The sequence below is a fragment of the Halomonas denitrificans genome (assembly GCF_003056305.1).
Lineage (GTDB): Bacteria > Pseudomonadota > Gammaproteobacteria > Pseudomonadales > Halomonadaceae > Halomonas > Halomonas denitrificans.
The window spans coordinates 382,011-404,729 of record NZ_PYVX01000001.1 but is presented as its reverse complement, the minus strand read 5'-3'; the positions used below and the strand labels follow the sequence as shown (position 1 = coordinate 404,729).

Genomic DNA, 22,719 nt, shown 5'->3' with positions numbered 1-22,719 from the left:
CCATGCCTGATTCGACCTCGTGGCTCAGCCGGCCATTCCGTGAACGCGCGACGCGGCTCTTTCTGGGCGTCCTGCTCACGGCCCTGGCCGTCGTGACGCTGCTCCACCTGGCGCTGCCGGCGGGGCATCCGCTGCACGTCTCCACCTATACCGTGACGCTGCTCGGCAAGTACCTGAGCTATGCGCTGCTGGCGGTGGCCGTGGACCTGGTGTGGGGGTATCTCGGCATCCTGAGCCTCGGCCACGGCGCCTTCTTCGCCCTGGGCGGCTATGCCATGGGGATGTACCTGATGCGCCAGATCGGTGATCGCGGCGTCTACGGCGACCCGCTGCTGCCGGACTTCATGGTATTTCTCGACTGGGACGAGCTGCCCTGGTACTGGCTGGGCTTCGACATGGCCGGCTTCGCCTTCGTGATGGTGCTGCTGGCGCCGGGGCTGCTGGCGCTGGTGTTCGGCTTCCTGGCGTTTCGCTCGCGGGTCACCGGGGTCTATCTCTCGATCATCACCCAGGCCCTGACCTTCGCCCTGATGCTGGCCTTCTTCCGCAACGAGATGGGCTTCGGCGGCAACAACGGCCTGACCGACTTCAAGGAGCTGCTGGGCTTCGACCTGCGAAGCGACGCCACCCGGCTCGGCCTGTTCCTGGCCACCGGCGTGGCCCTGGCCCTGGGGTACGTGCTGTGCCGGGCGATCGTCTCAAGCAAGCTCGGCCGGGTCTGCGTGGCGACTCGCGACGCCGAGGCCCGCACCCGCTTTCTCGGCTATCGGGTCGAGCGCTTCCAGCTCTTCGTCTTCGTGGTCTCGGCGATGCTGGCCGGGGTGGCAGGTGCCCTCTACGTGCCCCAGGTGGGCATCATCAATCCCGGCGAGTTCTCGCCGATCTTCTCCATCGAGATCGTGCTCTGGGTGGCGCTGGGCGGACGCGGCACCCTCTACGGCGCGGTGATCGGCGCGCTGCTGGTCAACTACGCCAAGACGGTGTTCACCGGCGCCATGCCGGATGCCTGGCTGTTCGCCCTGGGCGGCATGTTCGTGCTGGTCACGGTGCTGCTGCCCAAGGGCATCGCCGGCCTGCTGGCCTATCGCCTTCGTCGTCGCCCCTCGGCACGCCCGTCATCCCCCGACCCCGCTTCGCCCAAGGAGGCCTCGGCATGAATTTCTTCACCTCGCTGGCCGATCGCGACCACGTCTTCGACTTCCTGGTGCCGGCCGCCTCGCCGGTGGACGTGCGCCACGGCCCGATCCTGTATCTCGACGGCGTGACCGTCAGCTTCGACGGCTTCAAGGCGATCGACGCCCTAGACCTGACCATCGACGACGGCGAGCTGCGCTGCATCATCGGCCCCAACGGCGCCGGCAAGACCACCATGATGGACATCATCACCGGCAAGACCCGCCCCGACAGCGGCTCGGTCTGGTTCGGCAGCCGCCACAACCTGCTGGCCAAGAGCGAGCCCGAGATCGCGAGCCTCGGCATCGGGCGCAAGTTCCAGAAGCCCACGGTGTTCGAGGCCCTGACGGTGTTCGAGAACCTGGAGCTCGCCATGGCCGCCGACAAGCGCATCCTGCCCACGCTCACCGCGCGCCTGACCGGCGAGATCCGCGATCGCATCGAGGAGGTACTCGTCACCGTCGGGCTCGTCGAGTGTCGCCAGCGCCCGGCCGGCATCCTCTCCCACGGCCAGAAGCAGTGGCTGGAGATCGGCATGCTGCTGATGCAGCGCCCCCGGCTGCTGCTGGTCGATGAGCCGGTCGCCGGCATGACCGAGCAGGAGATGGAGCGCACCGCCGAGCTGCTCACGGGATTGGCCGGCAAGGGCAAGCAGTCCGTGGTGGTGGTCGAGCACGACATGGGCTTCGTGCGCTCCATCGCCCGCACCGTGACGGTGCTGCACCAGGGCAGCGTGCTGGCCGAGGGCAGCATGGACGAGGTCGCGAGCGACCCCCGGGTGGTCGAGGTCTACCTGGGTGCCGAACCCGACGAGGAGGCCGCCTGATGCTCACGATCACATCGCTCGACCAGTACTACGGCGAGAGCCATACCCTCTGGGACCTGGACCTCGAGGTGCCGACCGGCCAGTGCACCTGCGTGATGGGGCGCAACGGGGTCGGCAAGACCACCCTGATGAAGGCGATCATGGGCGAGGTGGCGGTGGCCTCTGGCCGCATCCGCTTCGCCGACGACGTGGAGCTGACCCGCCGCCGGGTCGAGGATCGCTCGCGGCTGGGCATCGGCTACGTGCCCCAGGGGCGCCAGATCTTCCCGCTGCTCACCGTCGAGGAGAACCTGCGCACCGGTCTCTCGGCGCGCGGCGACGGGCTCAGGCGCATTCCCCGGCGGGTCTACGAGCTCTTCCCCGTGCTCGAGGAGATGAAGCACCGCCGCGGGGGCGATCTCTCCGGCGGCCAGCAGCAGCAGCTCGCCATCGGGCGGGCGCTGGTGCTCGAGCCTCGGCTGCTGATCCTCGACGAGCCGGGGGAGGGCATCCAGCCCAATATCGTCACCCAGATCGGCGAGGTGATCCGCCGGCTGATCCGCGAGGACGGCCTGACGGTGCTGCTGGTGGAGCAGAAGCTGCCCTTCGCCCGCAAGTACGCCGACCGCTTCGCGATCATGGATCGCGGGCGCCCGGTGGCCCGCGGCGCGATCGGCGAGCTCTCCGAGGCGCTGATCCGCGAGCACCTCACGGTCTAGTCCCGGCCCTGCACCAGACCCTGCACCAAAAGGGCACGGCCGCCCTCGAGGCCTGCCGCTTCTGGTGCGCTTCCGTGCCTGGCTGCGCCTTTCTGGTGTGCCGCCGATCGGGGAATGCGCCTTCGTATACAATTCAAGCTATTGAAATAATAAGGATAAATCGGAGATTTGCCGTTCTGGTACAGCCTTTGCGAGTGACAGGGTACTTGCCACGTTACCGACCAGGCGCACCGCCATGACGGCCATACCGACACTCACGCCGGCGTCCACGGCGCCGGCTACGCCCTCCGGGCATCGCTTCGATGCCGGCCGCCACTGGGCGGCCTCGCTGGAGCTCGCCTTCGCGCCCCGGGACGGCGTCACCCGCCTGACGCGCTGTCGCCACCTCGGGCCGCTGCGGGTCCAGCGCCCCTTTCACCCCGAGGGCCGCCGCGGCGCCTGCCACGCCTACCTGCTGCACCCGCCCGGCGGCCTGGTCAGCGGCGACGCCCTGTCCATCACCGCCCGGGTCGAGCCGGGTGCCCACGCGCTGCTGACGACCCCGGCCGCCAACAAGCTCTACCGCTGCGACAGCCACGGTGTCGCCTGGCGGCAGGCCACCCGGCTCGAGGTCGCCGAGCGGGGCGTGCTCGAGTGGCTGCCCCAGGAAACGCTGGCCTTCGATGGCTCCCGAGGCGAGCAGTGCACCACCATCGCGCTGGGGGAGACGTCACGCTGCCTGGGCTGGGAGGTGATGGCCCTGGGACGCCCGGCCAGCCGGCTTCCCTTCCAGAGCGGCGCCATCGAGCAGCGCTTCCACCTCACCCGCAACGGCCGGCCCCTGTGGCTCGAGCGCCAACCGCTGGATCCCCGCCATCCGCGTTTCGCCGGCCGCTGGGGGCAGGGCGGGGCCAGCGTGCAGGCCACGCTCTGGGCGGTGGGGCTCGAGGACGAGGCGGGCGCCGTGGCGGCGCTGCGCGAGGACCTGCCGGCAGGCCCTCACTGGGCGGTGACGGTGCGCCACGGCGTGCTGCTGCTGCGCTACCTGGGCGCGGAGCGCAACGCGGCCTGGCAGCTATGCAGCCGGGCCTGGGCGATCCTGCGGCCGCGCCTGCTCGGCTTGCCGGCCCACACCCCCCGGATCTGGTTGACCTGATGGCCCGACACGACGGAGATGCCCCATGGAACTGACCCCCCGAGACAAGGACAAGCTGCTGCTCTTCACCGCCGGCCTGCTGGCCGAGCGGCGGCGCGAGCGCGGCCTCAAGCTCAACTACCCCGAGGCGATCGCGCTGATCAGCTGCGAGATCCTCGAGGGCGCCCGCGACGGGCGCAGCGTCGCGGAGCTGATGAGCCACGGACGCGAGATCCTGACCCGCGACGATGTGATGGAGGGCGTCGCGGAGATGGTCGACGAGGTGCAGGTCGAGGCCACCTTCCCGGACGGGACCAAGCTGGTCACCGTGCATACGCCCATCGTCTAAGGAGCGCGCCATGATTCCCGGTGAGTACCAGCTGCAGGACGGCGAGATCGAGCTCTGCGCGGGGCGCGAGCGCCTCACCGTCGAGGTTGCCAATACCGGTGACCGGCCGATCCAGGTCGGCTCCCACTATCACTTCGCCGAGGCCAACCCGGCCCTCGCCTTCGATCGCGAGCGCACCCGGGGCCTGCGGCTCGACGTGGCCGCCGGCACGGCGATCCGCTTCGAGCCCGGCCAGGTGCGCGAGGTGACGCTGATCCCCTACCTCGGCGAGCGCCGCATCTATGGCTTCCATGGCGAGGTCATGGGCGAGCTGTCGCCCGCGCCCTCCACGGCGCACCCCCCGCAACCCGGTGACTCGAGTCAGGGAGAGCCCTCATGAAGATCAGCCGTCAGGCCTATGCCGACATGTACGGCCCCACGGTGGGCGACCGGGTGCGCCTGGGCGACACCGAGCTCTGGATCGAGGTGGAGCGCGACGCCACCCGCTACGGCGAAGAGGTGAAGTTCGGCGGCGGCAAGGTGATCCGCGACGGCATGGGGCAGAGCCAGCGCCACGACGGGGCGGTCATGGACACCGTGATCACCAACGCCCTGATCCTCGACTGGTGGGGCATCGTCAAGGCCGACGTGGGCCTCCAGGCGGGGCGCATCGCGGCCATCGGCAAGGCCGGCAACCCGGATACCCAGCCTGACGTCACGATCGTCATCGGTCCCGGCACCGAGGTGGTCGCGGGGGAGGGGAAGATCCTTACCGCCGGCGGCATCGATGCCCATATCCACTTCATCTGCCCGCAGCAGGTGGAGGAGGCGCTCGCCAGCGGGATCACCACCATGCTCGGCGGCGGCACGGGGCCGGCTACCGGCTCCAACGCCACCACCTGCACGCCGGGCGCCTGGCACCTCGGCAAGATGCTCCAGGCGGTGGACGAGCTGCCCATGAACATCGGCCTGCTCGGCAAGGGCAACGCCAGCCTGCCCGGGGCGCTGGAGGCCCAGCTCGAGGCCGGCGCCATGGGCCTCAAGCTGCACGAGGACTGGGGAACCACCCCGGCCTCCATCGATGCCTGCCTCTCCGTGGCCGAGCGCTATGACGTCCAGGTGGCGATCCATACCGACACCCTCAACGAGTCGGGCTTCGTCGAGGACACCCTGGCCGCTTTCAAGGAGCGCGGCATCCACACCTATCACACCGAGGGGGCCGGGGGCGGCCACGCACCGGACATCCTCACCGCCTGCGCCAAGCCCTACGTGCTGCCGTCGTCGACCAACCCGACGCGTCCTTATACCGTTAACACCATCGACGAGCACCTCGACATGCTGATGGTGTGTCACCACCTCGACCCCAACATCCCCGAGGACGTGGCCTTCGCCGACTCGCGCATCCGCCGCGAGACCATCGCCGCCGAGGACATCCTCCAGGACCTGGGCGTGATCTCGATGATCGCCTCGGACTCCCAGGCCATGGGGCGGGTCGGCGAGGTGATCTGCCGGACCTGGCAGACCGCCCACAAGATGAAGGTCCAGCGCGGGCTGCTGCCGGAGGACGAGGCGCGCGGCGCGGATAACGTCCGGGCGAGGCGCTATATCGCCAAGACCACCATCAATCCCGCCATCACCCACGGCATCGCCCATGAGGTGGGCTCCATCGAGGTCGGCAAGCTCGCCGACCTGGTGCTCTGGAAGCCGGCCTTCTTCGCCACCAAGCCCTCGCTGGTCCTCAAGGGCGGCATGATCGCCATGGCGCCCATGGGTGACCCCAACGCCTCGATTCCCACGCCTCAGCCGGTGCACTACCGCCCGATGTTCGGCGCCTTCGGCGGGGCGGTGAGCCAGACGCGGCTGACCTTCGTCAGTCAGGCGGCGCTGGCAGCCGGTATCAAGGACAGACTCGGCCTGAAGAGTCCGCTCACCGCCTGCCGGGACGTGCGGGGCGTTCGCAAGGCCGACATGAAGCTCAACGACGCCTGCCCCGAGCTCAGCGTCGACCCGCAGACCTACGAGGTGCGTTGCGACGGGGAGCTTCTGACCTGCGAGCCCGCCACCGAGCTGCCGCTCGCCCAGCGCTATCACCTGTTCTGAGCCGCAGGTGATGACCAACACTCAAGCGGCGCCGGGGGCAGGTCGGCGCGAGGGTCTTTTGCCAGGGATGGCAAAAGTAGCTTACAGGGAAGTATTCACAGCGCCCTCGTCATGGTCCGACACGTCGGGCCTGCCGCCCGATCAGCCGCGAATACCTTCTAGGGATGATGCCGATGCTGAAACTGATCGAACGCCTGGGGCCCATCGAGGCGAGCCGGGCGAGTGACACCCTGACGCTGCCCTTCGAACAGCGCGTGCTGGGTCGGCTCAAGGCCGAGAGCGATGCCGGGCGCGCCATGGGCCTGTTCCTCGATCGCGGCCCGGTGCTGCGCGACGGCGAGGGGCTGCGCGGCGAGGGAGGCGAGGTGGTGCGCATCCGCGCCGCCGTGGAGCCGGTGGTGACCGCCCGCATCGCGGCCGGCCTGCCGCTGGCGCGGCTCGCCTATCACCTGGGCAACCGCCACGTGCAGCTGGCGCTGGGCGAGGACGGGGAGGGCGGCTACGTGCGCTTCCCGCCGGATCATGTCCTCGAGGCCCTGGCCGAGCGGCTGGGGGCGCGCCTCGAGCATCACCGGGCGCCCTTCGACCCCGAGCCGGGCGCCTATTCTCACACGGCGTCCCACGCCCGCGGCGAAGCGGCGGATGGAGAGGGCCATGAACACCTGCATCACCACGGCCATGCCCATGATCACGCCCACTGAGGGGCCGGCGACGGCGCCCAGGGACGACGACCTGGCGCTGCTGGGGCTCCTGCAGCTGGTCAGCCCGGCGCTGCCCATCGGCGCCTTCGCCTTCTCCCAGGGGCTCGAGAGCGCCTTCGAGCTGGGCTGGGTGTCGGACGAAGCGAGCCTCGGCGAGTGGCTCGAGGGGGTGCTCGAGGACGGCCTGACTCGCTGCGAGCTGCCGGCGCTGGCGCGCCTCACCCGGGCCTGGCAGGCGGCGGACGGCGAGGCCGTCGCCGAGTGGGACGCCTGGCTCGCCGCCTCCCGCGAGACCGCGGAGCTCGCCGCCGAGGATCGCCGCCTGGGCGCCGCCCTGGTACGCCTGCTTTCGAGCCTCGCGCTGCTGCCCGGCGGCCCCGCGAGCGAGGCCCCGGCGCTGCCCGGCGAGCCCGGCTACGTGACGGTCTTTGCCTGGACGGCCCACGTGCGGGGCGTGCCGGTGCGCCAGGCGCTGCTGGGCTTCGCCTGGGCCTGGCTGGAGAACCAGCTCGCCGTGGCCTGCAAGGCCCTGCCGCTCGGCCATACCGCGGCGCAGCGCCTGGTGGAACGGCTGCGCCCGGCGCTGGTGGCCGCGGTGGACGAGGCCCTGGCGCTCGAGGACGACGACCTGGGGCCGGCGCTGCCGGGCCTGGCACTGGCCAGCGCCCTGCACGAGACCCAGTACTCACGACTGTTCAGAAGCTAACGGATCAAGAACCTAGGAGAGGATCCATGACCCATTGCCTGCGAATCGGCGTCGGCGGCCCGGTGGGCTCCGGCAAGACGGCCCTGCTCAAGCAGCTCTGCCGTGCCCTGCGCGACCACTATGACATCGCCGTGGTCACCAATGACATCTACACCCGCGAGGATGCCGACTTCCTGCTCAGGCACGAGGCCCTGGCGGCGGACCGGATCCTCGGCGTCGAGACCGGCGGCTGCCCGCACACGGCGATCCGCGAGGACGCCTCCATGAACCTCGCCGCCATCGATGAGCTCCAGGCGCGCCATCCGGGGCTCGAGCTGGTGATGGTGGAGTCCGGGGGCGACAACCTCTCGGCGACCTTCAGCCCCGAGCTCTCCGACCTGACCCTCTACGTGATCGATGTCTCCGCCGGCGACAAGATTCCGCGCAAGGGGGGGCCGGGCATCACCAAGTCGGATCTCTTGATCATCAACAAGATCGACATCGCCGAGCAGGTCCACGCCTCGCTCGAGGTCATGGAGCGCGACTCGCGCACGATGCGCGGCGAGCGTCCCTTCGTCTTCACCAACCTCTACGATGGCGTGGGGCTGGAGGAGATCATCGCCTTCATCCTCGAGCGCGGCATGCTCCCCGAGCGTCGCCCGGTCGCCTCGCCCGGAGGACGCGACGCAGCCCCCGCCTGATCCTTTGCTCACCCGACCCTCTTTTCCACTGCCTGGAGACCTGCCCATGACCCTTCGCGCATCCCGAACCTTCCCCGTCCTCGCCGCGAGCCTGCTTGCGACACCGCTGGCCCTGGCGCATTCGGGCCACGGCGCCCCCGAGGTCCATGCCCATACCGGCAGCCCGGCGATGCTCGCGGTGCTGGCGATCGGCGCCCTGGGGCTCGCCGCCCTGGTACCGCTGGCGCGCCTGGTGCGACGTCGTAGGCGACCGCGCCAGGGCTGAGCCGGCGCCTCACGCCCTCTGCTGCGCCCGGCCCCGGCCGGGCGTAGTGCGTTGGTGGCGGCCGCTCGCTATGCTGGCAGGCCGTCCTCCCGTTGGCGGCAGGGCGGGTGAGGGCGCCAGGAGGGTCGGCGGCGCCCGGGAAACCGCGAGGGAGAGACGCTGTGACAGACCGAGGGAGAGGGAGGCGCCGCATGTGGCCCTGGATCGTGACGGCGCTGCTGGTGGCCTGGCTGGCGATGGGCGCCTGGCAGCGCTACAAGCCGCTGCCGGAGGGGCTGGGCCGGGCCTTTCCGGCGCGCTCCGCGGAGGGGGTGCGTTTCCTCGCCGACGAGACCTGGTACGCCCCGTCCGGTGAGCGACATGCCCGGCGCCGGATCTTCGACGAGGTCATGGCGCTGATCGGCCAGGCCGAGCGCCTGGTGGTGCTGGACATGTTCCTGTTCAACGATTTCGCCGGCGCCGCCGACGGCCAGGACTTCCGGCCGCTGTCGGCGGAGCTCACCGAGGCGCTGATCGAGCGCAGGGCCGAGCGTCCGAGGCTCGAGGCCGTGGTCATCACCGACCCGCTCAATACCCTCTACGGCGGCCTCGAGCCGGCACACCTCGAGCGGCTGCGCGCGGCCGGTATCCGGGTGGTCGTGACGGACCTGACGCGGCTGCGAGCCTCCAACCCGCTCTGGTCGGGGGCCTGGCACCTGGGGCCGCGCTGGCTCGGGAATCATCACGAGGGTGGCTGGCTGCCCAATCCCCTGGGCCCGGGGCAGGTGCCGCTGCGAAGCTACCTGACCCTGCTCAACTTCAACGCCAACCATCGCAAGACCCTGGTCGTCGATCGGGGCGAAGGCTGGGCCGGGTTGGTCACCTCGGCCAATCCCCACGATGCCAGCAGCCGGCACGGCAACGTGGCGCTGCGCTTCGAGGGGGCGGCGGCGCTGGACCTGCTGGGCTCGGAGCGCGCGGTGGCGGGCTGGTCGGGGGTGCGCCTGCCGGGGCCCGAGGCCTTGGCCGCCTCGCCGGCCCCGACCGAGGGCGCGAGGCTGCAGGTGCTCACCGAGGGGGCCATCCGCGAGGCGCTGCTGGCGGCCATCGAGGCAAGCGAACCAGGCGATCGGCTGGATATCGCCGTCTTCTACCTGTCGCACCGGGCGCTGATCGAGGCGCTGGTGGCGGCCCAGCGGCGCGGCGTGGCCCTGCGGGTGCTGCTCGATCCCAATCGCGACGCCTTCGGGATCGAGAAGGGCGGCATCCCCAACCGCCCGGTGGCGCGTGAGCTGCACGCCGCCGGGGTGCCGGTGCGCTGGTGCGCCACCGAGGGCGAGCAGTGCCACAGCAAGCTGCTGCTGCGTCGACCCGCCGCGGGCGATGGCGAGGCCGAGCTGATCCTGGGCTCGGCCAACTTCACCCGGCGCAACCTGGACGACCTGAACCTGGAGACCAGCGTGCGCCTGGTGGGGCCTGCCGAGACCCAGGCCCTGCTCGACGCGGCGGCCTTCTTCGCGCGTCGCTGGCACTCGACCCCGCAGCGGATCACCAGCGAGCCCTTCGCGTCCCATGATGACGCCTCGACCTGGCAGCGGTGGCGCTATCGGATCATGGAGGCCACCGGGCTCTCCACCTTCTGAGCCGCGTCCTCGCCGAGCCGTCTTGGTGCCTGCGCCACGCCGGCGAGGGCGTCAGTCGACGTGGGTCACCGCCTGGCGGCGCGGGTCGATGTACCAGGCGAGGCCGAGACGGGCGTTGCGCTCCAGCTCGGCGATCACCTGGGCACCCAGCAGCAGGATGATGGCACCCACCTCCAGGCTCAGCAGCACCACGACCAGGGTCGCCAGGGAGCCGTAGACCGCGTTGACCAGCGAGATGTTGGCGAAGTAGAAGACCAGCAGGAAGCGCACGCCCTCCCACAGCAGGGCGGCGACGAAGCCGCCCACCACCGCCCGGCGCAGGGCGATGGTGACCACTGGCAGCACCTTGTAGATGGCGCTGAACAGCAGGAAGACGCCGAGGAAGCTGGTCAGGTTGAGCATCGGCTCGGAGAGCCCGGCCAGCGGCAGGTTGCGCTCGAACAGCGTCAGCCACAGCGCGTTCATCGAGCTCACCAGGCTGACCAGCAGGGTCAGGGCGAGCAGGCCCGCCCCGAGCACCAGCATGAAGGCGTAGGGCAGCGCCACCGAAACCCAGAGGCGGCGATGGGGGTGGTGGGTGTCGGGCGCGTGGAAGATGATCGCCAGGGCATCCTCGAGCATGCGAAAGGCGAAGGAGCTGAACAGCAGCAGCACCGGAAAGCCCAGGATGCCGATCACGTCGCGGGAGTCGAGCAGGGTGCGCACGGCGTCGAGCAGCACCTCCGCGTGGGCGGGGGCCAGGTGGCGCGCCTGGATGGAGAGCACCTCGAGCAGGTGCTGCTGGTCCACCACGCCGGCCAGCAGCACGACCATCAGGGCGAACAGCGGCACGATGGAGAGCAGGATGTTGTAGCCGACCCCGCCGGCCAGCAGGATGCCGCGGTTGCGCAGGAAGGCGCACAGTACGCGCCACAGGAACTGCAGCGTCAGCGGCAGCAGGGCGAAGAGCGACTGCCGGGGGGCTTCGGGGGGTGACGTCATCGGGGCTGCCGTGCCAGTGTGCCTGCGTCATCATAGGGGTATCCTTCGCGCCTGGGTCAAATGTTCGGCGGCGATCGCGTCGGCGGACGCCCCGTCATCGAGGAGACGCACGACATGGAACCGCAACACCGCCCTGATCCCCGCCCCGCGAAACGCCGCGGGCAGCTCGAGCGACGCTTCGAGGCCTTCCTGTGGCACTCGCGGCTGATGGTGCTGATGGCCGTGATTCCGGCGCTGCTGGGGGCGCTGGTGCTGTTCATCATCGCCAGCCTGGACGTGCTCTCGGTCCTGGCCGATACCTGGCGTCACTACCTCAGCGGAGGAGACGACATCCACAAGACCGTGGTCACCGACATCATCGTGGCCGTGGACATCTACCTGATCGCTCTGGTGCTGATGATCTTCGCGCTGGGCGTCTACAAGCTTTTCGTCTCGCGCATCGAGCCCGCCGAGGGGCGTGATCCCCATCACCCCTTCAACGTCAGCTCCCTCGATCAGCTCAAGGACAAGATTGCGCGGGTGGTCATACTCGCCGTGATCATCGAGTTCTTCCGCGCGGTGGTGGGGATCAACTTCGACACCCCGCTGGATGCGATCTACCTGGCGCTCTCGGTGCTGGCCCTGGCGCTGGCGCTCTACCTGATGGCGCTGGCGCACAAGCAGGAGTGACGCCGGTGCGAGGCGCGCCGGGGCGACGGCGTGGCAAGTCGTCGGCGGCCCGCGCATAATGCGCGCTTTCGGCGCCGTTCCGGTGACCGAGTCATTCCCGTGACAGCGAGACAGCATGGCCAAATTCGAAGAGATCGGCATCGCGAGCATTCCCGGTCAGGGCACCCAGCTGCGCTTGCTGCAGCGCAACGACGAGTTCTCCATCCGCATCGTCGGCGCCCCGGGCGATCTGATGAACACGCGCCTGCACGGCTCCGAGGACGCTCTCGGGGAGCTCGCCTGCCGGCGCGTCGCCGGGCGTCCCGGGGCGCGCGTGCTGGTCGGCGGCCTGGGCATGGGCTTCACCCTGGCGGCCGCCCTGGCGGCGCTCGGCGAGGATGCCGAGGTGGTCGTCGCGGAGCTGGTCCCCGGCGTGGTGGAGTGGAATCGCGGCCCGCTCGGGGCGGCCGCCGGGCGCCCCCTCGACGATCCCCGTACGCGAGTGAGCCTGGGCGACGTGGGCGAGCTGCTGCGCGCCGAGCCCGGCGGCTTCGACGCCATCATGCTCGACGTGGACAACGGCCCCGAGGGGCTGACGCGGCGCGAGAACGACTGGCTCTATTCGCCCCGGGGGCTCGAAGTCGCCCAGCAGGCCCTGCGCCCCGACGGGGTGCTGGCGGTCTGGTCGGCGGGGCAGGACCCGGCCTTCACCGAGCGGCTGCGCCGCGTCGGCCTGCTGGTCGAGGAGATCACCGTGCGCGCCCACCGCCCCGGCAAGGGCGCGAAGCACCGGATCTGGCTGGCCAGCTGATCGTCCCATGCCCGGCGCCGATGGCGCCGGGCCCATTTCTCCCACTCAGGCAGACAGCATGCTGGAACTCTCACGCCAGGTGACCCTTCCCGACCACGAGATCGAGATGCAGGCGGTGCGCGCCCAGGGCGCCGGCGGCCAGAACGTCAACAAGGTCGCCACGGCGATTCACCTGCGCTTCGACATCCAGGCCTCCAGCCTCCCCGAGGGCTTCAAGGAGAAGCTGCTGGCGCTGGGCGATCAGCGCATCACTCGCGACGGCGTGGTGATCATCAAGGCCCAGAGCCACCGCACCCAGGAGCGCAATCGCGCCGAGGCCCTGGCGCGGCTCAAGGCGCTGATCAAGAGTGTGATGTACGCGCCGAAGAAGCGCATCGCCACCCGACCCAGCAAGGGCGCCAAGCAGCGTCGCCTGGACAGCAAGAAGAAGCGCGGTCGGCACAAGGCCCTGCGCGGCAAGGTCGAGCCCTGACGTTGACGGCGTCATCGCTGCCCGGGTGGCGGTCGCCGGCCTGGCGTGTATGCTGGGAGACGACACCGTGATGGCCGGCCGAGCGTGGCCGGCGACCGACACCCAACCATGCAGGGGGACTCGCCGATGGCCGATACGTCGATGAGTGAGCTGTTCAAGGATAATCGCGTCAAGGGCCTTACGGCCGTGGCGGTCGTGGCGTTGATCTGGGCGCTGATCGCCCAGTCGAGCGCCAGCTCCAGCAACGAGGCCCTGGAGTCGCTGCGTCAGCGCCTCGACGGCGTGCAGGCCGAGAACGCGTCGCTCACCGAGCGCGTCGAGGCGCTGCAGAGCGAGGCCGGCAATATCGACGACCTCGAGGCGCGTCGTGCCGAGCTCGACGAGCAGCTCCAGGCCGCCGAGGCCGAGCTGGAGGGCGTGCGCGCCGAGATCGATGCGGCCCAGACCGAGCTCGAGGTGGCCCAGGCCTCCGTGTCGTCCGCCGAGGCCGACCTGGAAGAGCGCCGGGCGGCACTGGCCAGCGCCGAGGAGGAGCTGGCGGCCACCCAGGCGGCGCGTCGCGAGGCCGCCGAGGCGCGTGACGAGGCCCAGGCCTCTCGCCAGAAGGCCGAGGAGGCGCGCCAGGCCGCCGAACAGGCTCGCCAGGAAGCCGAGCAGGCCCGCCAGCAGGCCGAGCAGGAGCGCAGCGAGGCGGTCGCCGCCCGTGACGAGGCGCTGGCGAGGCTCGACGAGCTCAAGCAGCAGATCGCCGCGTCCGAGCAGCGCCAGGCGGAGGTCGACGAGGCGCTGTCGGCCCTGCAGCAGGAGCGCGATGCCCTCGAGCAGGAGATCGCCGAGCTCGAGGCGAGCCGCAACGAGGCCGCCGAGGCCCTCGAGGCGACCCAGGGCGAGCTGGAAGAGGCCCGCTCGAGCGTCGAGCAGGCCCGCGAGACCTTCAAGGATCTCGAGGTCGCGATCAAGGTCGGCCGCGAGGAGGTAGCCGAGCTCGACGCCCAGGTCGCCTCGCGCCAGTCCAAGCTCGAACGCCTGGACGGCCAGCTCGAGACCTGGCGCAGCGAGCTTGACGAGCTGGAGCAGAGCGTCCAGCCCGAGGGTGGCGAGGAAGCCGCTGCCGAGCCGGCGGCCGAGGAGCCGCCGAAGGCCGAGGCCGCCCAGGGCGCCAACACCGACTGACCTTCCAGGAAGCCACTTCCTGTCCTGCCCCACGGCGAGCCCTCGGCTCGCCGTTTTCGTTGTCGGGCATGAGAGCAGGGCGAGAGGGCAAGGCAGGCATCGACGAGCAGGCATTGCATGGCGGGGCGACCCGGCGGGTATACTGGCCGTTCATGCCGCTCGCGTGGCAACCCCCAACAGCAGAAGGAGCGATCCGTGATCGAAGGGGTCAAGCATATCGTCGCCGTGGCATCCGGCAAGGGAGGGGTGGGCAAGTCCACCGTCACCGTCAACCTGGCGCTGGCCATGGCCGCCGAGGGCTACCGGGTCGGCATCCTGGACGCCGACATCTACGGGCCCAGCCAGGCCCAGATGCTCGGGGTGGGCGAGGGCGTGCGCCCCCAGTCCGCGGGCGAGAACCGCTTCCGGCCGCTCGAGGCCCACGGCATCCAGGCCATGTCCATGGCCTTCCTGGCCGACGTCCGTGAGCCCATGGTGTGGCGCGGGCCGATGGTGGCCGGGGCCTTCCAGCAGATGCTCACCCAGACGGCCTGGGACGATCTCGACTACCTGTTCATCGACATGCCGCCGGGTACCGGCGACATCCAGCTGACCCTGGCCCAGAAGGTGCCGGTGGACGGCGCGGTGATCGTGACCACGCCCCAGGATATCGCGCTGCTCGACGCCCGCAAGGGCATCGAGATGTTCCGCAAGGTCAACGTGCCGGTGCTCGGCGTGGTGGAGAACATGAGCCTGCACACCTGCTCCCAGTGCGGCCACAGCGAGCCGATCTTCGGCGAGGGCGGCGGTGAGCGCATCGCCGACGAGTACGAGACCCGGGTGCTCGGCCGGCTGCCGCTGAGCCTGGCGATCCGCGAGCAGGTCGATGGCGGTCGCCCCACCGTGGTGGCCGAGCCCGAGGGTGAGGTGACCACCGGCTTTCGCGATATGGCCCGCCAGGTGGCCGAGCAGGTCGAGGGCCAGGCGCCCGATGGTCCGGAGATCTCCTTCGGCGAGTGATGAGCCGCTCGCCCGGCATCGCCCGCCCGGGGCGAGTTGCCGTGACCTTCCCGCCCGGGGCCGCTATGATGTGGCCCCGGTTTTTTCTGGCGCCGTGGTTTCCCACGGCGCTTTTTCCACCAGATAGCTTCAGGACGTGTCGATGAGCATCAAATCCGACAAGTGGATCCGCCGCATGGCCGAGCAGGAAGGCATGATCGAGCCCTTCGAGGCCGACCAGGTGCGCTACGTGAACGAGCGGCGAGTGATCTCCTACGGGACGTCCAGCTACGGTTACGATGTACGCTGCGCCGACGAGTTCAAGGTCTTCACCAACATCCATTCGGCGGTGGTGGATCCCAAGGGCTTCGACGAGAAGAGCTTCGTCGACATCAAGGGCGACGTCTGCGTGATCCCGCCCAACTCCTTCGCCCTGGCGCGCACCGTGGAGTACTTCCGCATCCCGCGCAGCGTGCTGACCATCTGCCTGGGCAAGTCCACCTACGCGCGCTGCGGCATCATCGTCAATGTGACGCCGCTGGAGCCGGAGTGGGAGGGGCACGTGACCCTGGAGTTCTCCAACACCACCAACCTGCCGGCGCGCATCTACGCCAACGAGGGCGTGGCGCAGATGCTGTTCCTGGAGTCCGACGAGGTCTGCGAGACCTCCTACAAGGATCGCGGCGGCAAGTACATGGGGCAGAGGGGTGTGACCCTGCCGCGCACCTGAGAAAGCGCCGATTTGCTGCTGCGCTCGCCAACCTGGCCGCCGGCGGTACTCGGAATCCTCATGTAGCAGGCTACACTCCGGTTCCTGCGCTCCGGCGGCGCCCAGTCTGCCATCGCTCGCTGCGCAAATCGCCGGCTTTCTTGAGTTTGCGATAAAGCCTCCAAAACAAGACAGCCCCGCCGGATGCCGGCGGGGCTGTCTCGTCTCTAGCAGACTCGAGGACGGACCTACTCTTCTACGTCCTCGTCGAGCTCCTCGGCGGCGTCGGCGTGGGAGAGGCGCATGCCGGTGGAAGGCAACGCGACGCCGTCCATGGCCGCCGCCTCGCCCTTGAGCTGCAGGCGTCCCTCCAGGAACCAGCGCACGGCGATCGGGTAGATCAGGTGCTCCCGGGCCTGGACCTTGGCCTGCAGGCTCTCCTCGGTCTCGTCCGGAGCCACCGCCACCTCGGCCTGCAGGGCCACCGGGCCGCCGTCGAGCTCCTCGGTGACGAAGTGGACGCTGCAGCCGTGCTCGCTGACGCCGTCGGCCAGCGCCCGGGCGTGGGTGTGCAGCCCGGTGTAGGCGGGCAGCAGCGAGGGGTGGATATTGAGCATCCGGCCCAGGAAGCGGTTGACGAAGCGCGGGGTGAGGATGCGCATGAAGCCGGCCAGCACGATCAGGTCGGGCTCGTGGCGCTCGATCACCTTGATCAGCGCGCCGTCGTAGGCCTCGCGGCTGTCGTACTCGCGATGGGGCAGGGCGACGGCGTCGATTCCGGCGTCCCGGGCGCGCTTAAGGCCGTAGGCGTCCGGCTGGTTGGAGATCACCGCGACGATCTCGCCGCCCAGCTCGTCATGCGCCTGGGCGTCGATCAGCGCCTGGAGGTTGCTGCCGCTGCCGGAGATCAGCACCACCACCCGCCGCGCCTCACTGGGCTCGGGGGTGAAGGCGTTCAGGGTGTCGCTCTGGTAGTCGGTCCCGCTCATGCCTCGAGGTTCTCCAGCTGGACCGGCTCGTCGTCCTCGCCCCGGGCGGTGATCACCCCGATGCGGTGGACCGTCTCGCCCTGGGCCTGCAGGTGGGCGCGGGCCTGGTCGGCCTTCTCCGCCGGTACCACGATCACCATGCCGATGCCGCAGTTGAGCACCCGGTGCATCTCGTGCTCGTCTACGTTGCCCTGCTCCTTCAGCCAGTCGAAGATCGCCGGGCGGGTCCAGCTGGCGGCGTCGATGCGCGCGCCCAGGGTCTCGGGCAGCACGCGGGGGATGTTCTCGGTCAGGCCGCCGCCGGTGATGTGCGAGAGGGCGTGCACCGGGATGTCGGTTTCCTTGATCAGCGACAGCAGCGGCTTGACGTAGATCTTGGTGGGCGCGAGCAGCGCCTCGCCCAGGGGCTTGCCGTCGACGGCGGTGTCCAGGGCGGCGCCGGAGACCTCGAGGATCTTGCGGATCAGCGAGTAGCCGTTGGAGTGGGGGCCGGAGGAGGCCAGGCCCAGCAGCACGTCGCCTTCGCCGACCTTGCTGCCGTCGAGGATCTCGGACTTCTCCACCACGCCCACGCAGAAGCCGGCGAGGTCGTAGTCGCTGCCCTCGTACATGCCGGGCATCTCGGCGGTCTCGCCGCCCACCAGGGCGCAGCCCGCCTGCTCGCAGCCCTCGCCGATGCCGGTCACCACGTCGGCGGCGATATCCACGTCGAGCTTGCCCGTGGCATAGTAGTCGAGGAAGAGCAGCGGCTCGGCGCCGGCCACGACCAGGTCGTTGACGCACATCGCCACCAGGTCGATGCCGATGGTGTCATGGCGGCCGATGTCCATGGCCAGGCGCAGCTTGGTGCCGACGCCGTCGGTGCCGGAGACCAGCACCGGCTCCTGGTAGCCCTTGGGCAGCTCGCACAGGGCGCCGAAACCGCCCAGGCCGCCCATGACCTCGGGGCGGGTGGTGCGTTTGGCGACGCCCTTGATGCGGTCGACCAGAGCATTGCCGGCATCGATGTCGACGCCGGCGTCCTTGTAGCTGAGCGAGGTCCCGGTCGGGCGGTTGGTGGAATCGGTCATGACGCTTCCTGTATGAGAATGGCGGTCGCGAGGCCTGTCGCAGGGCGAGGCGCGACGGTCGGGTTCGGGGAAGGAATTGTAGCATCACGGCGCGCGGCTGGCAGCCTGACGGCCGCGCCGATACAGGGAGGAGGCGATGCGCAGACAGTGGTGGATAGTGGCGGCGTGCACGGCGCTGGCGCTGTGGTTCCTGATCAGCATCGAGCCGGTGCTGATGCCGTTCTTCGTCAGCATGATCCTGGCCTACCTGGGCGATCCGCTGACCGACCGGCTGGAGACCTGGGGGCTCTCCCGGCGCCTGGCGGTGTCGCTGGTGTTCCTGCTGCTGAGCCTGATCATCGTGCTCACGCTGCTGGTGGTGGTGCCGATCTTCGGGCGGCAGCTCGGTCAGGTCATCGACTCCCTGCCCGCTGTGCTCAACTGGGTGCAGCAGAGCGTGGTGCCGCGCGTGCAGGCCCTGACCGGCCTGGACCTCTCCACCGACATCGACCAGATGCGCACCGCGTTCGTCGACAACTGGAAGGAGACCGGCACCTTCGCCGCCAGCCTGCTGGCCCAGGTGTCGCGCTCGGGACTGGCGGTGGCGGCCTGGATCGCCAACCTGGCGCTGATCCCGGTTGTGACCTTCTACCTGCTGCTCGACTGGGACATCCTGGTCGGCAAGGTGCAGGCCTCGCTGCCGCGGCGCTGGGAGCCCGCGGCGGTGCGCCTGGCCGGCGAGTGCGACGAGGTGCTCTCCGCCTTCCTGCGCGGCCAGCTGATCGTGATGCTCTGCCTGGGGGTGATCTATGCGGTGGGGCTGACGCTGCTCGGCGTGCGCTTCGGGCTGCTGATCGGGCTGCTCGCCGGGCTGGCCAGCATCGTGCCCTATCTCGGGGTGATCGTCGGCATCTCGGTGGCCGGGGTAGTGGCCTTCTTCCAGTTCGGCGACTTCCTGATCCTGCTCGGCGTGGGCGCGGTGTTCGGCTTCGGCCAGCTGATCGAGAGCGTGGTGCTGCAGCCCAAGCTGCTCGGCGACAAGATCGGCCTGCACCCGGTGGCGGTGATCTTCGCCGTGCTGGCGGGGGGGCAGCTATTCGGCTTCACCGGGGTGCTGTTGGCGCTGCCGGTGGCCGCGATGCTGATGGTGGTGTTGCGTTATCTCCACGATCACTATAAAAACAGTACCTTGTATGATGCCGGTCGTTCACGCACCCACGACGAGGAGTCGCCATGAGTCGAGCACCCGCGCAGTTGCCACTGGGCGTGGGGCTTCGCGACGACGCCACCTTCGCCAACTTCCATCCCGGGCCCAACGCGACCCTGGTCGACCGGCTGGTGCACCAGCTCGACGATGACGGCGAGCCCTTCCTCTACGTGTGGGGCGCCTCGGGCACCGGTCGCAGTCACCTGCTGCAGGCCGCCTGTCATGCCGCCTCCGACCGCGACGGCCGCGCGCTCTACCTGCCCCTGGCGGAGCTCGGCCACTTTCCGCCGCTGATGCTCGAGGAGATCGAGCGCCTGGACCTGGTCGCCATCGACGACCTCGAGCGGGTCGTCGGGCGCAAGCGCTGGGAGGAGGCGCTGTTCCACGCCTTCAACCGCCTGCGCGACGCCGGCAAGCGGCTGGTGATCGCCGCCGAGGCGCCGCCGCGGCAGCTGCCGGTGCAATTGCCGGATCTGGCCTCGCGCCTCACCTGGGGCATGACCTTCCACCTGCAGGGCCTGGACGATGCCGGCCGCCTGGCGGCGCTGCAGCTGCGCGCCAAGGGGCGCGGCATGCAGCTGCCCGACGAGGTGGCCCGCTATATCCTGCACCGCGGGCCGCGGCGCCTCGATGCGCTCTTCGCGACCCTGGAGACCCTGGATCGCGCCTCGCTCTCCGCCCAGCGCAAGCTGACCATTCCCTTCGTCAAGCAGGCGCTGGGCTGGTAGGTCGACGCGACTAGCGGCTGAGTTCGAGCCGTCGCGTCTGGCCGTTGCCGAGACTGACCTGCTGGATGATCACCCGCGTCTCGCCGCTGACGGGATCCCGGGCGCTGCTCGAGACGTAGAACTCCCCGGCCGGCAGGCCATCGAGACGGAAGCGGCCATTGCCGTCGGTGCGGGTGGTGTGGGTGTAGGCCCTCGCCCGGGGATCGGCGGGCTCCACGGCCCGGCCGGCCAGCGCCTGTTCCGCGGCCTCGGCGGAGTAGGTGGTCACCGGCGCCACCGCCACCGGGCGGTTGGCGATCGGGCGTCCGCCGATCGTCAGGCGTCCGCTGATCGCGGCGCTGCCGCGTTTCTCGAGCGCGGCGTACTCGTCGGCGGGGAAGGCCACCCGGCGCTCGACACGCCCGGCAGCGGCGCGCTCGTCGGGGGCGGCCTCGTCCGGGGCCCTCGTGCCGCGCTCGATCACCTCGACGCGCTCGCTCTGCCCGCCGGGATAGCGCGGCTCGATGATCTGGCAGCCGGCCAGCGTGAGCCCCAGCAGGGCGAGAAGGATTCCGCGTGTCATGGTCACTCTCCGGCAGTGGTGAAGGGGACGGCGTGAGCGGAGAGCATAACGCAAACGGGCCGCCGATCATCGATCGGCGGCCCGTTCTGGTTGACCCGTCGGGCGGGTCAGTCGGGCGTCGGCAGGGCCGACGCCGTCAGGCTCACTTGGCGGCCTTGGTCGCCGTGTCGGTGGCCTGCTTGACGCTCTCTTCGGTCAGCTTCTGGCTCTGCTGGACGAAGTCCTGCTGCAGGGAGACGACCTTCTCGGCGTCGCCCTTGAGGCGCTCGGTCAGGTCCTTGGCGACCTTCTGCTGGCCTTCCATGTAGGACTTCAGGCCCTCGGCGTCCTTGACGTTCATCAGGCTGCGCAGCTGCGCCAGGCCGGTGTCGGTGTAGGCCTTGCCGGCGTCGAGCTGGGCGTTGACCAGCTTCTCGGTGTAGTCCACGGAGAGCGCGGCGTAGGCGCGGGCCGGGCCGAAGAACATGGATTCGAACTGCTCGGTGAACTGCTTGGTGTCGAAGTTTTGCATCGTGATTCCCTCCCAGGGATTTCGGATCGATTCGAAGGCCGTGGCGGGGTGCCGATGCCTTCTCACTCTGGCCATTACGACCTCTGTTGCAATGCACAATAGCAGAGGGGTTTGTGCACTGCAACATGCGAAACTTGGATTATTTTTCAGGGCCAATCGGCGGCGACCGCACCGCCCCGTCGCGCGCGTCGGCGCAAGGCGGGTAGCGAGGACCTTGCACCCCGCCGAGGCCGCCACCATGTTGAGAGGGAGGAAACGATGACGGACCGCGCAGGCCCGCACGCACGACAGAAGAGGAGGGAAGCATGAGCGACCATCGTATCGAGCGGGACAGCATGGGCGAGCTGGCGGTGCCGAGGGAGGCGCTCTACGGGGCGCAGACCCAGCGGGCGGTCGACAACTTCCCCGTCTCCGGCCAGCCCATGCCGACGGCCTTCATCCACGCCATCGCCCGCATCAAGCTGGCGGCGGCCCGGGTCAACCGCGAGCTGGGGCTGCTGGACGACGCCCGCTCCCGGGGGATCGTCGCCGCGGCCGAGGCGGTGCTCGCCGGGCATCTGGACGACCAGTTCCCGGTGGACGTCTTCCAGACCGGCTCCGGCACCTCGAGCAACATGAACGTCAACGAGGTGATCGCCCGGCGGGCCAGCCGCGACGGCGTGGAGGTCGGCGCCAACGACCACGTCAACATGGGGCAGTCGAGCAACGACGTGATCCCGACCGCGATCCACCTCTCGGCGGCGCTGGCGGTGACCGGCGAGCTGCGCCCGGCCCTCGAGCACCTGCGTGCGACCATCGACACCCGGGCCGCCGAGCTCGACGACGTGGTCAAGACCGGCCGCACGCACCTGATGGATGCCATGCCGCTGCGCATGAGCCAGGAGCTGGGGGGCTGGTCGAGCCAGGTGGGCCAGGCCATCGAGCGTCTCGACAGTGCCCTGATCCGCCTGTGCCGCCTCGCCCAGGGAGGCACCGCGGTGGGCACCGGCATCAACGCCCACCCAGAATTCGCCGCGCGCATGGCGCGGGATCTCAGCGAGCAGACGGGGCTTGAGTTCTCGCCCAACGACAGCTTCTTCGCGAGCCTCGCCTCCCAGGACGCTGCGGTGGAGCTCTCGGGGCAGCTCAAGGGGCTGGCCTGCGTGATCATGAAGATCGCCAACGACCTGCGCTGGATGAACTCCGGCCCGCTGGCCGGGCTCGGCGAGATCGAGCTCGAGGCCCTGCAGCCCGGCAGCTCGATCATGCCGGGCAAGGTCAACCCGGTGATCCCCGAGTCCGCCGCCCAGGCGGCCGCCCAGGTGATCGGGCTCGACACGGCGATCACGGTGGCCGGCCAGAGCGGCAACTTCCAGCTCAACGTCATGCTGCCGCTGGTGGCCAGCAACCTGCTCACGTCGATCACCCTGATGACCAGTATCAGCCGGCTGCTGGCCGACCGGGCCATCGCCACCTTCAAGGTGCGCCACGACCACCTTGAGGGGCCGCTGGCACACAACCCTATCCTGGTGACGGCGCTCAATTCGGTGATCGGCTACGACGCGGCGGCGGCGATCGCCAAGCAGGCCTACCAGGCGGGACGGCCGATCATCGAGGTGGCCGAGGAGCAGACCGAGCTGTCGCGCGACGAGCTCGAGCGGCTGCTCGACCCCGCCGCCCTGACGCGGGGCGGGGTGCCGGAATAGCGC

At 69.9% G+C, this 22,719-nt stretch carries 26 protein-coding genes; 21 read left to right on the top strand and 5 right to left on the bottom strand.

Annotated elements, in window-relative coordinates:
• Positions 1-2: 2 nt before the first annotated feature.
• From urtC to C9F13_RS01785, 12 genes are all read left to right on the top strand, one after another.
• Positions 3-1,157, top strand: coding sequence for an urea ABC transporter permease subunit UrtC (gene urtC, locus C9F13_RS01840; protein ID WP_108444533.1), 1,155 nt, complete (start codon positions 3-5; stop codon positions 1,155-1,157).
• Positions 1,154-1,999: an urea ABC transporter ATP-binding protein UrtD gene (urtD, locus tag C9F13_RS01835; protein ID WP_108444532.1), complete on the top strand. Its 846-nt coding sequence runs from the start codon at positions 1,154-1,156 to the stop codon at positions 1,997-1,999. Before urtC ends, urtD begins: the two co-directional genes overlap by 4 nt.
• Entirely contained in the window at positions 1,999-2,697 is a 699-nt protein-coding gene (urtE, locus tag C9F13_RS01830) for an urea ABC transporter ATP-binding subunit UrtE (RefSeq protein WP_108444531.1), read from the top strand. Before urtD ends, urtE begins: the two co-directional genes overlap by 1 nt.
• 235 nt (positions 2,698-2,932) lie before the next feature.
• Positions 2,933-3,832 carry an urease accessory protein UreD gene (locus C9F13_RS01825; protein WP_108444530.1) on the top strand — a complete coding sequence of 300 codons (900 nt, stop codon included), beginning with the start codon at positions 2,933-2,935 and terminating at the stop codon, positions 3,830-3,832.
• 25 nt (positions 3,833-3,857) lie between these two features.
• The gene (ureA, locus tag C9F13_RS01820) at positions 3,858-4,160 is read left to right on the top strand and encodes an urease subunit gamma (protein WP_108444529.1); all 303 of its coding nucleotides are present in this window, start codon (positions 3,858-3,860) and stop codon (positions 4,158-4,160) included.
• Positions 4,161-4,170: 10 nt separating this feature from the next.
• Positions 4,171-4,539: an urease subunit beta gene (locus tag C9F13_RS01815; protein WP_108444528.1), complete on the top strand. Its 369-nt coding sequence runs from the start codon at positions 4,171-4,173 to the stop codon at positions 4,537-4,539.
• On the top strand, positions 4,536-6,239 hold the full coding sequence (gene ureC, locus C9F13_RS01810) for an urease subunit alpha (protein WP_108444527.1): 1,704 nt from the start codon (positions 4,536-4,538) through the stop codon (positions 6,237-6,239). Before C9F13_RS01815 ends, ureC begins: the two co-directional genes overlap by 4 nt.
• 173 nt (positions 6,240-6,412) lie before the next feature.
• On the top strand, positions 6,413-6,940 hold the full coding sequence (locus C9F13_RS01805) for an urease accessory protein UreE (protein ID WP_108444526.1): 528 nt from the start codon (positions 6,413-6,415) through the stop codon (positions 6,938-6,940).
• Positions 6,924-7,646 (top strand): urease accessory protein UreF, encoded by a 723-nt coding sequence (locus C9F13_RS01800; protein WP_108445314.1) that lies wholly within the window; start codon positions 6,924-6,926, stop codon positions 7,644-7,646. The genes C9F13_RS01805 and C9F13_RS01800 overlap by 17 nt, the downstream gene beginning before the upstream one ends.
• 26 nt (positions 7,647-7,672) lie before the next feature.
• On the top strand, positions 7,673-8,326 hold the full coding sequence (gene ureG, locus C9F13_RS01795; protein ID WP_108444525.1) for an urease accessory protein UreG: 654 nt from the start codon (positions 7,673-7,675) through the stop codon (positions 8,324-8,326).
• A 46-nt stretch (positions 8,327-8,372) separates the two neighbouring features.
• Positions 8,373-8,591: a hypothetical protein gene (locus tag C9F13_RS01790; protein WP_108444524.1), complete on the top strand. Its 219-nt coding sequence runs from the start codon at positions 8,373-8,375 to the stop codon at positions 8,589-8,591.
• A 191-nt stretch (positions 8,592-8,782) separates the two neighbouring features.
• Positions 8,783-10,213 carry a phospholipase D family protein gene (locus C9F13_RS01785; protein WP_108444523.1) on the top strand — a complete coding sequence of 477 codons (1,431 nt, stop codon included), beginning with the start codon at positions 8,783-8,785 and terminating at the stop codon, positions 10,211-10,213.
• A gap of 51 nt (positions 10,214-10,264) precedes the next feature.
• Here the strand turns inward: C9F13_RS01785 and C9F13_RS01780 are convergent, their stop codons facing one another.
• Entirely contained in the window at positions 10,265-11,194 is a 930-nt protein-coding gene (locus tag C9F13_RS01780; RefSeq protein ID WP_108444522.1) for a YihY/virulence factor BrkB family protein, read from the bottom strand.
• Positions 11,195-11,308: 114 nt separating this feature from the next.
• Between C9F13_RS01780 and C9F13_RS01775 the strand changes: the two genes are divergently transcribed.
• From C9F13_RS01775 to dcd, 6 genes are all read left to right on the top strand, one after another.
• Complete coding sequence (locus C9F13_RS01775; protein ID WP_108445313.1) at positions 11,309-11,863, top strand: YqhA family protein; 555 nt, start codon at positions 11,309-11,311, stop codon at positions 11,861-11,863.
• A gap of 115 nt (positions 11,864-11,978) precedes the next feature.
• Positions 11,979-12,653, top strand: a complete 675-nt coding sequence (locus C9F13_RS01770) for a spermine/spermidine synthase domain-containing protein (protein WP_108444521.1) — start codon at positions 11,979-11,981, stop codon at positions 12,651-12,653.
• Positions 12,654-12,711: 58 nt separating this feature from the next.
• On the top strand, positions 12,712-13,125 hold the full coding sequence (gene arfB / locus C9F13_RS01765) for an alternative ribosome rescue aminoacyl-tRNA hydrolase ArfB (RefSeq protein WP_108444520.1): 414 nt from the start codon (positions 12,712-12,714) through the stop codon (positions 13,123-13,125).
• Positions 13,126-13,251: 126 nt separating this feature from the next.
• Positions 13,252-14,298 carry a coiled-coil domain-containing protein gene (locus C9F13_RS01760; protein WP_157955149.1) on the top strand — a complete coding sequence of 349 codons (1,047 nt, stop codon included), beginning with the start codon at positions 13,252-13,254 and terminating at the stop codon, positions 14,296-14,298.
• 198 nt (positions 14,299-14,496) lie between these two features.
• Positions 14,497-15,297, top strand: a complete 801-nt coding sequence (gene apbC, locus C9F13_RS01755) for an iron-sulfur cluster carrier protein ApbC (RefSeq protein WP_245888711.1) — start codon at positions 14,497-14,499, stop codon at positions 15,295-15,297.
• A gap of 142 nt (positions 15,298-15,439) precedes the next feature.
• Positions 15,440-16,006 carry a dCTP deaminase gene (gene dcd, locus C9F13_RS01750; RefSeq protein ID WP_108444517.1) on the top strand — a complete coding sequence of 189 codons (567 nt, stop codon included), beginning with the start codon at positions 15,440-15,442 and terminating at the stop codon, positions 16,004-16,006.
• Between the two features lie 227 nt (positions 16,007-16,233).
• On the opposite strand, the gene purN is transcribed toward dcd, so the two are convergent.
• Positions 16,234-16,974, bottom strand: coding sequence for a phosphoribosylglycinamide formyltransferase (purN, locus tag C9F13_RS01745; protein ID WP_108444516.1), 741 nt, complete (start codon positions 16,972-16,974; stop codon positions 16,234-16,236).
• Positions 16,971-18,044, bottom strand: a complete 1,074-nt coding sequence (gene purM, locus C9F13_RS01740) for a phosphoribosylformylglycinamidine cyclo-ligase (RefSeq protein WP_108444515.1) — start codon at positions 18,042-18,044, stop codon at positions 16,971-16,973. The genes purN and purM overlap by 4 nt, the downstream gene beginning before the upstream one ends.
• 136 nt (positions 18,045-18,180) lie before the next feature.
• On the opposite strand from purM, the gene C9F13_RS01735 reads away from it, so the two are divergent.
• Both C9F13_RS01735 and hda read left to right on the top strand, forming a co-directional pair.
• On the top strand, positions 18,181-19,260 hold the full coding sequence (locus tag C9F13_RS01735) for an AI-2E family transporter (protein ID WP_108444514.1): 1,080 nt from the start codon (positions 18,181-18,183) through the stop codon (positions 19,258-19,260).
• Complete coding sequence (hda, locus tag C9F13_RS01730; RefSeq protein WP_108444513.1) at positions 19,257-19,958, top strand: DnaA regulatory inactivator Hda; 702 nt, start codon at positions 19,257-19,259, stop codon at positions 19,956-19,958. Before C9F13_RS01735 ends, hda begins: the two co-directional genes overlap by 4 nt.
• A gap of 10 nt (positions 19,959-19,968) precedes the next feature.
• On the opposite strand, the gene C9F13_RS01725 is transcribed toward hda, so the two are convergent.
• Both C9F13_RS01725 and C9F13_RS01720 read right to left on the bottom strand, forming a co-directional pair.
• Positions 19,969-20,520 (bottom strand): carboxypeptidase-like regulatory domain-containing protein, encoded by a 552-nt coding sequence (locus C9F13_RS01725; protein WP_108444512.1) that lies wholly within the window; start codon positions 20,518-20,520, stop codon positions 19,969-19,971.
• 142 nt (positions 20,521-20,662) lie between these two features.
• On the bottom strand, positions 20,663-21,031 hold the full coding sequence (locus C9F13_RS01720) for a phasin family protein (RefSeq protein ID WP_108444511.1): 369 nt from the start codon (positions 21,029-21,031) through the stop codon (positions 20,663-20,665).
• A gap of 305 nt (positions 21,032-21,336) precedes the next feature.
• On the opposite strand from C9F13_RS01720, the gene C9F13_RS01715 reads away from it, so the two are divergent.
• Positions 21,337-22,716 carry a class II fumarate hydratase gene (locus C9F13_RS01715; RefSeq protein ID WP_108444510.1) on the top strand — a complete coding sequence of 460 codons (1,380 nt, stop codon included), beginning with the start codon at positions 21,337-21,339 and terminating at the stop codon, positions 22,714-22,716.
• Positions 22,717-22,719 lie beyond the last annotated feature (3 nt).

What these genes read in the sequence shown, in the direction of transcription:
- urtC (WP_108444533.1), top strand. Translation starts at nt 3, where the DNA reads ATGCCTGATTCGACCTCGTGGCTCAGCCGGCCATTCCGTGAACGCGCG.
- urtD (WP_108444532.1), top strand. Translation starts at nt 1,154, where the DNA reads ATGAATTTCTTCACCTCGCTGGCCGATCGCGACCACGTCTTCGACTTC.
- urtE (WP_108444531.1), top strand. Translation starts at nt 1,999, where the DNA reads ATGCTCACGATCACATCGCTCGACCAGTACTACGGCGAGAGCCATACC.
- C9F13_RS01825 (WP_108444530.1), top strand. Translation starts at nt 2,933, where the DNA reads ATGACGGCCATACCGACACTCACGCCGGCGTCCACGGCGCCGGCTACG.
- ureA (WP_108444529.1), top strand. Translation starts at nt 3,858, where the DNA reads ATGGAACTGACCCCCCGAGACAAGGACAAGCTGCTGCTCTTCACCGCC.
- C9F13_RS01815 (WP_108444528.1), top strand. Translation starts at nt 4,171, where the DNA reads ATGATTCCCGGTGAGTACCAGCTGCAGGACGGCGAGATCGAGCTCTGC.
- ureC (WP_108444527.1), top strand. Translation starts at nt 4,536, where the DNA reads ATGAAGATCAGCCGTCAGGCCTATGCCGACATGTACGGCCCCACGGTG.
- C9F13_RS01805 (WP_108444526.1), top strand. Translation starts at nt 6,413, where the DNA reads ATGCTGAAACTGATCGAACGCCTGGGGCCCATCGAGGCGAGCCGGGCG.
- C9F13_RS01800 (WP_108445314.1), top strand. Translation starts at nt 6,924, where the DNA reads ATGATCACGCCCACTGAGGGGCCGGCGACGGCGCCCAGGGACGACGAC.
- ureG (WP_108444525.1), top strand. Translation starts at nt 7,673, where the DNA reads ATGACCCATTGCCTGCGAATCGGCGTCGGCGGCCCGGTGGGCTCCGGC.
- C9F13_RS01790 (WP_108444524.1), top strand. Translation starts at nt 8,373, where the DNA reads ATGACCCTTCGCGCATCCCGAACCTTCCCCGTCCTCGCCGCGAGCCTG.
- C9F13_RS01785 (WP_108444523.1), top strand. Translation starts at nt 8,783, where the DNA reads ATGTGGCCCTGGATCGTGACGGCGCTGCTGGTGGCCTGGCTGGCGATG.
- C9F13_RS01780 (WP_108444522.1), bottom strand. Translation starts at nt 11,194, where the DNA reads ATGACGTCACCCCCCGAAGCCCCCCGGCAGTCGCTCTTCGCCCTGCTG.
- C9F13_RS01775 (WP_108445313.1), top strand. Translation starts at nt 11,309, where the DNA reads ATGGAACCGCAACACCGCCCTGATCCCCGCCCCGCGAAACGCCGCGGG.
- C9F13_RS01770 (WP_108444521.1), top strand. Translation starts at nt 11,979, where the DNA reads ATGGCCAAATTCGAAGAGATCGGCATCGCGAGCATTCCCGGTCAGGGC.
- arfB (WP_108444520.1), top strand. Translation starts at nt 12,712, where the DNA reads ATGCTGGAACTCTCACGCCAGGTGACCCTTCCCGACCACGAGATCGAG.
- C9F13_RS01760 (WP_157955149.1), top strand. Translation starts at nt 13,252, where the DNA reads ATGGCCGATACGTCGATGAGTGAGCTGTTCAAGGATAATCGCGTCAAG.
- dcd (WP_108444517.1), top strand. Translation starts at nt 15,440, where the DNA reads ATGAGCATCAAATCCGACAAGTGGATCCGCCGCATGGCCGAGCAGGAA.
- purN (WP_108444516.1), bottom strand. Translation starts at nt 16,974, where the DNA reads ATGAGCGGGACCGACTACCAGAGCGACACCCTGAACGCCTTCACCCCC.
- purM (WP_108444515.1), bottom strand. Translation starts at nt 18,044, where the DNA reads ATGACCGATTCCACCAACCGCCCGACCGGGACCTCGCTCAGCTACAAG.
- C9F13_RS01735 (WP_108444514.1), top strand. Translation starts at nt 18,181, where the DNA reads ATGCGCAGACAGTGGTGGATAGTGGCGGCGTGCACGGCGCTGGCGCTG.
- hda (WP_108444513.1), top strand. Translation starts at nt 19,257, where the DNA reads ATGAGTCGAGCACCCGCGCAGTTGCCACTGGGCGTGGGGCTTCGCGAC.
- C9F13_RS01725 (WP_108444512.1), bottom strand. Translation starts at nt 20,520, where the DNA reads ATGACACGCGGAATCCTTCTCGCCCTGCTGGGGCTCACGCTGGCCGGC.
- C9F13_RS01720 (WP_108444511.1), bottom strand. Translation starts at nt 21,031, where the DNA reads ATGCAAAACTTCGACACCAAGCAGTTCACCGAGCAGTTCGAATCCATG.
- C9F13_RS01715 (WP_108444510.1), top strand. Translation starts at nt 21,337, where the DNA reads ATGAGCGACCATCGTATCGAGCGGGACAGCATGGGCGAGCTGGCGGTG.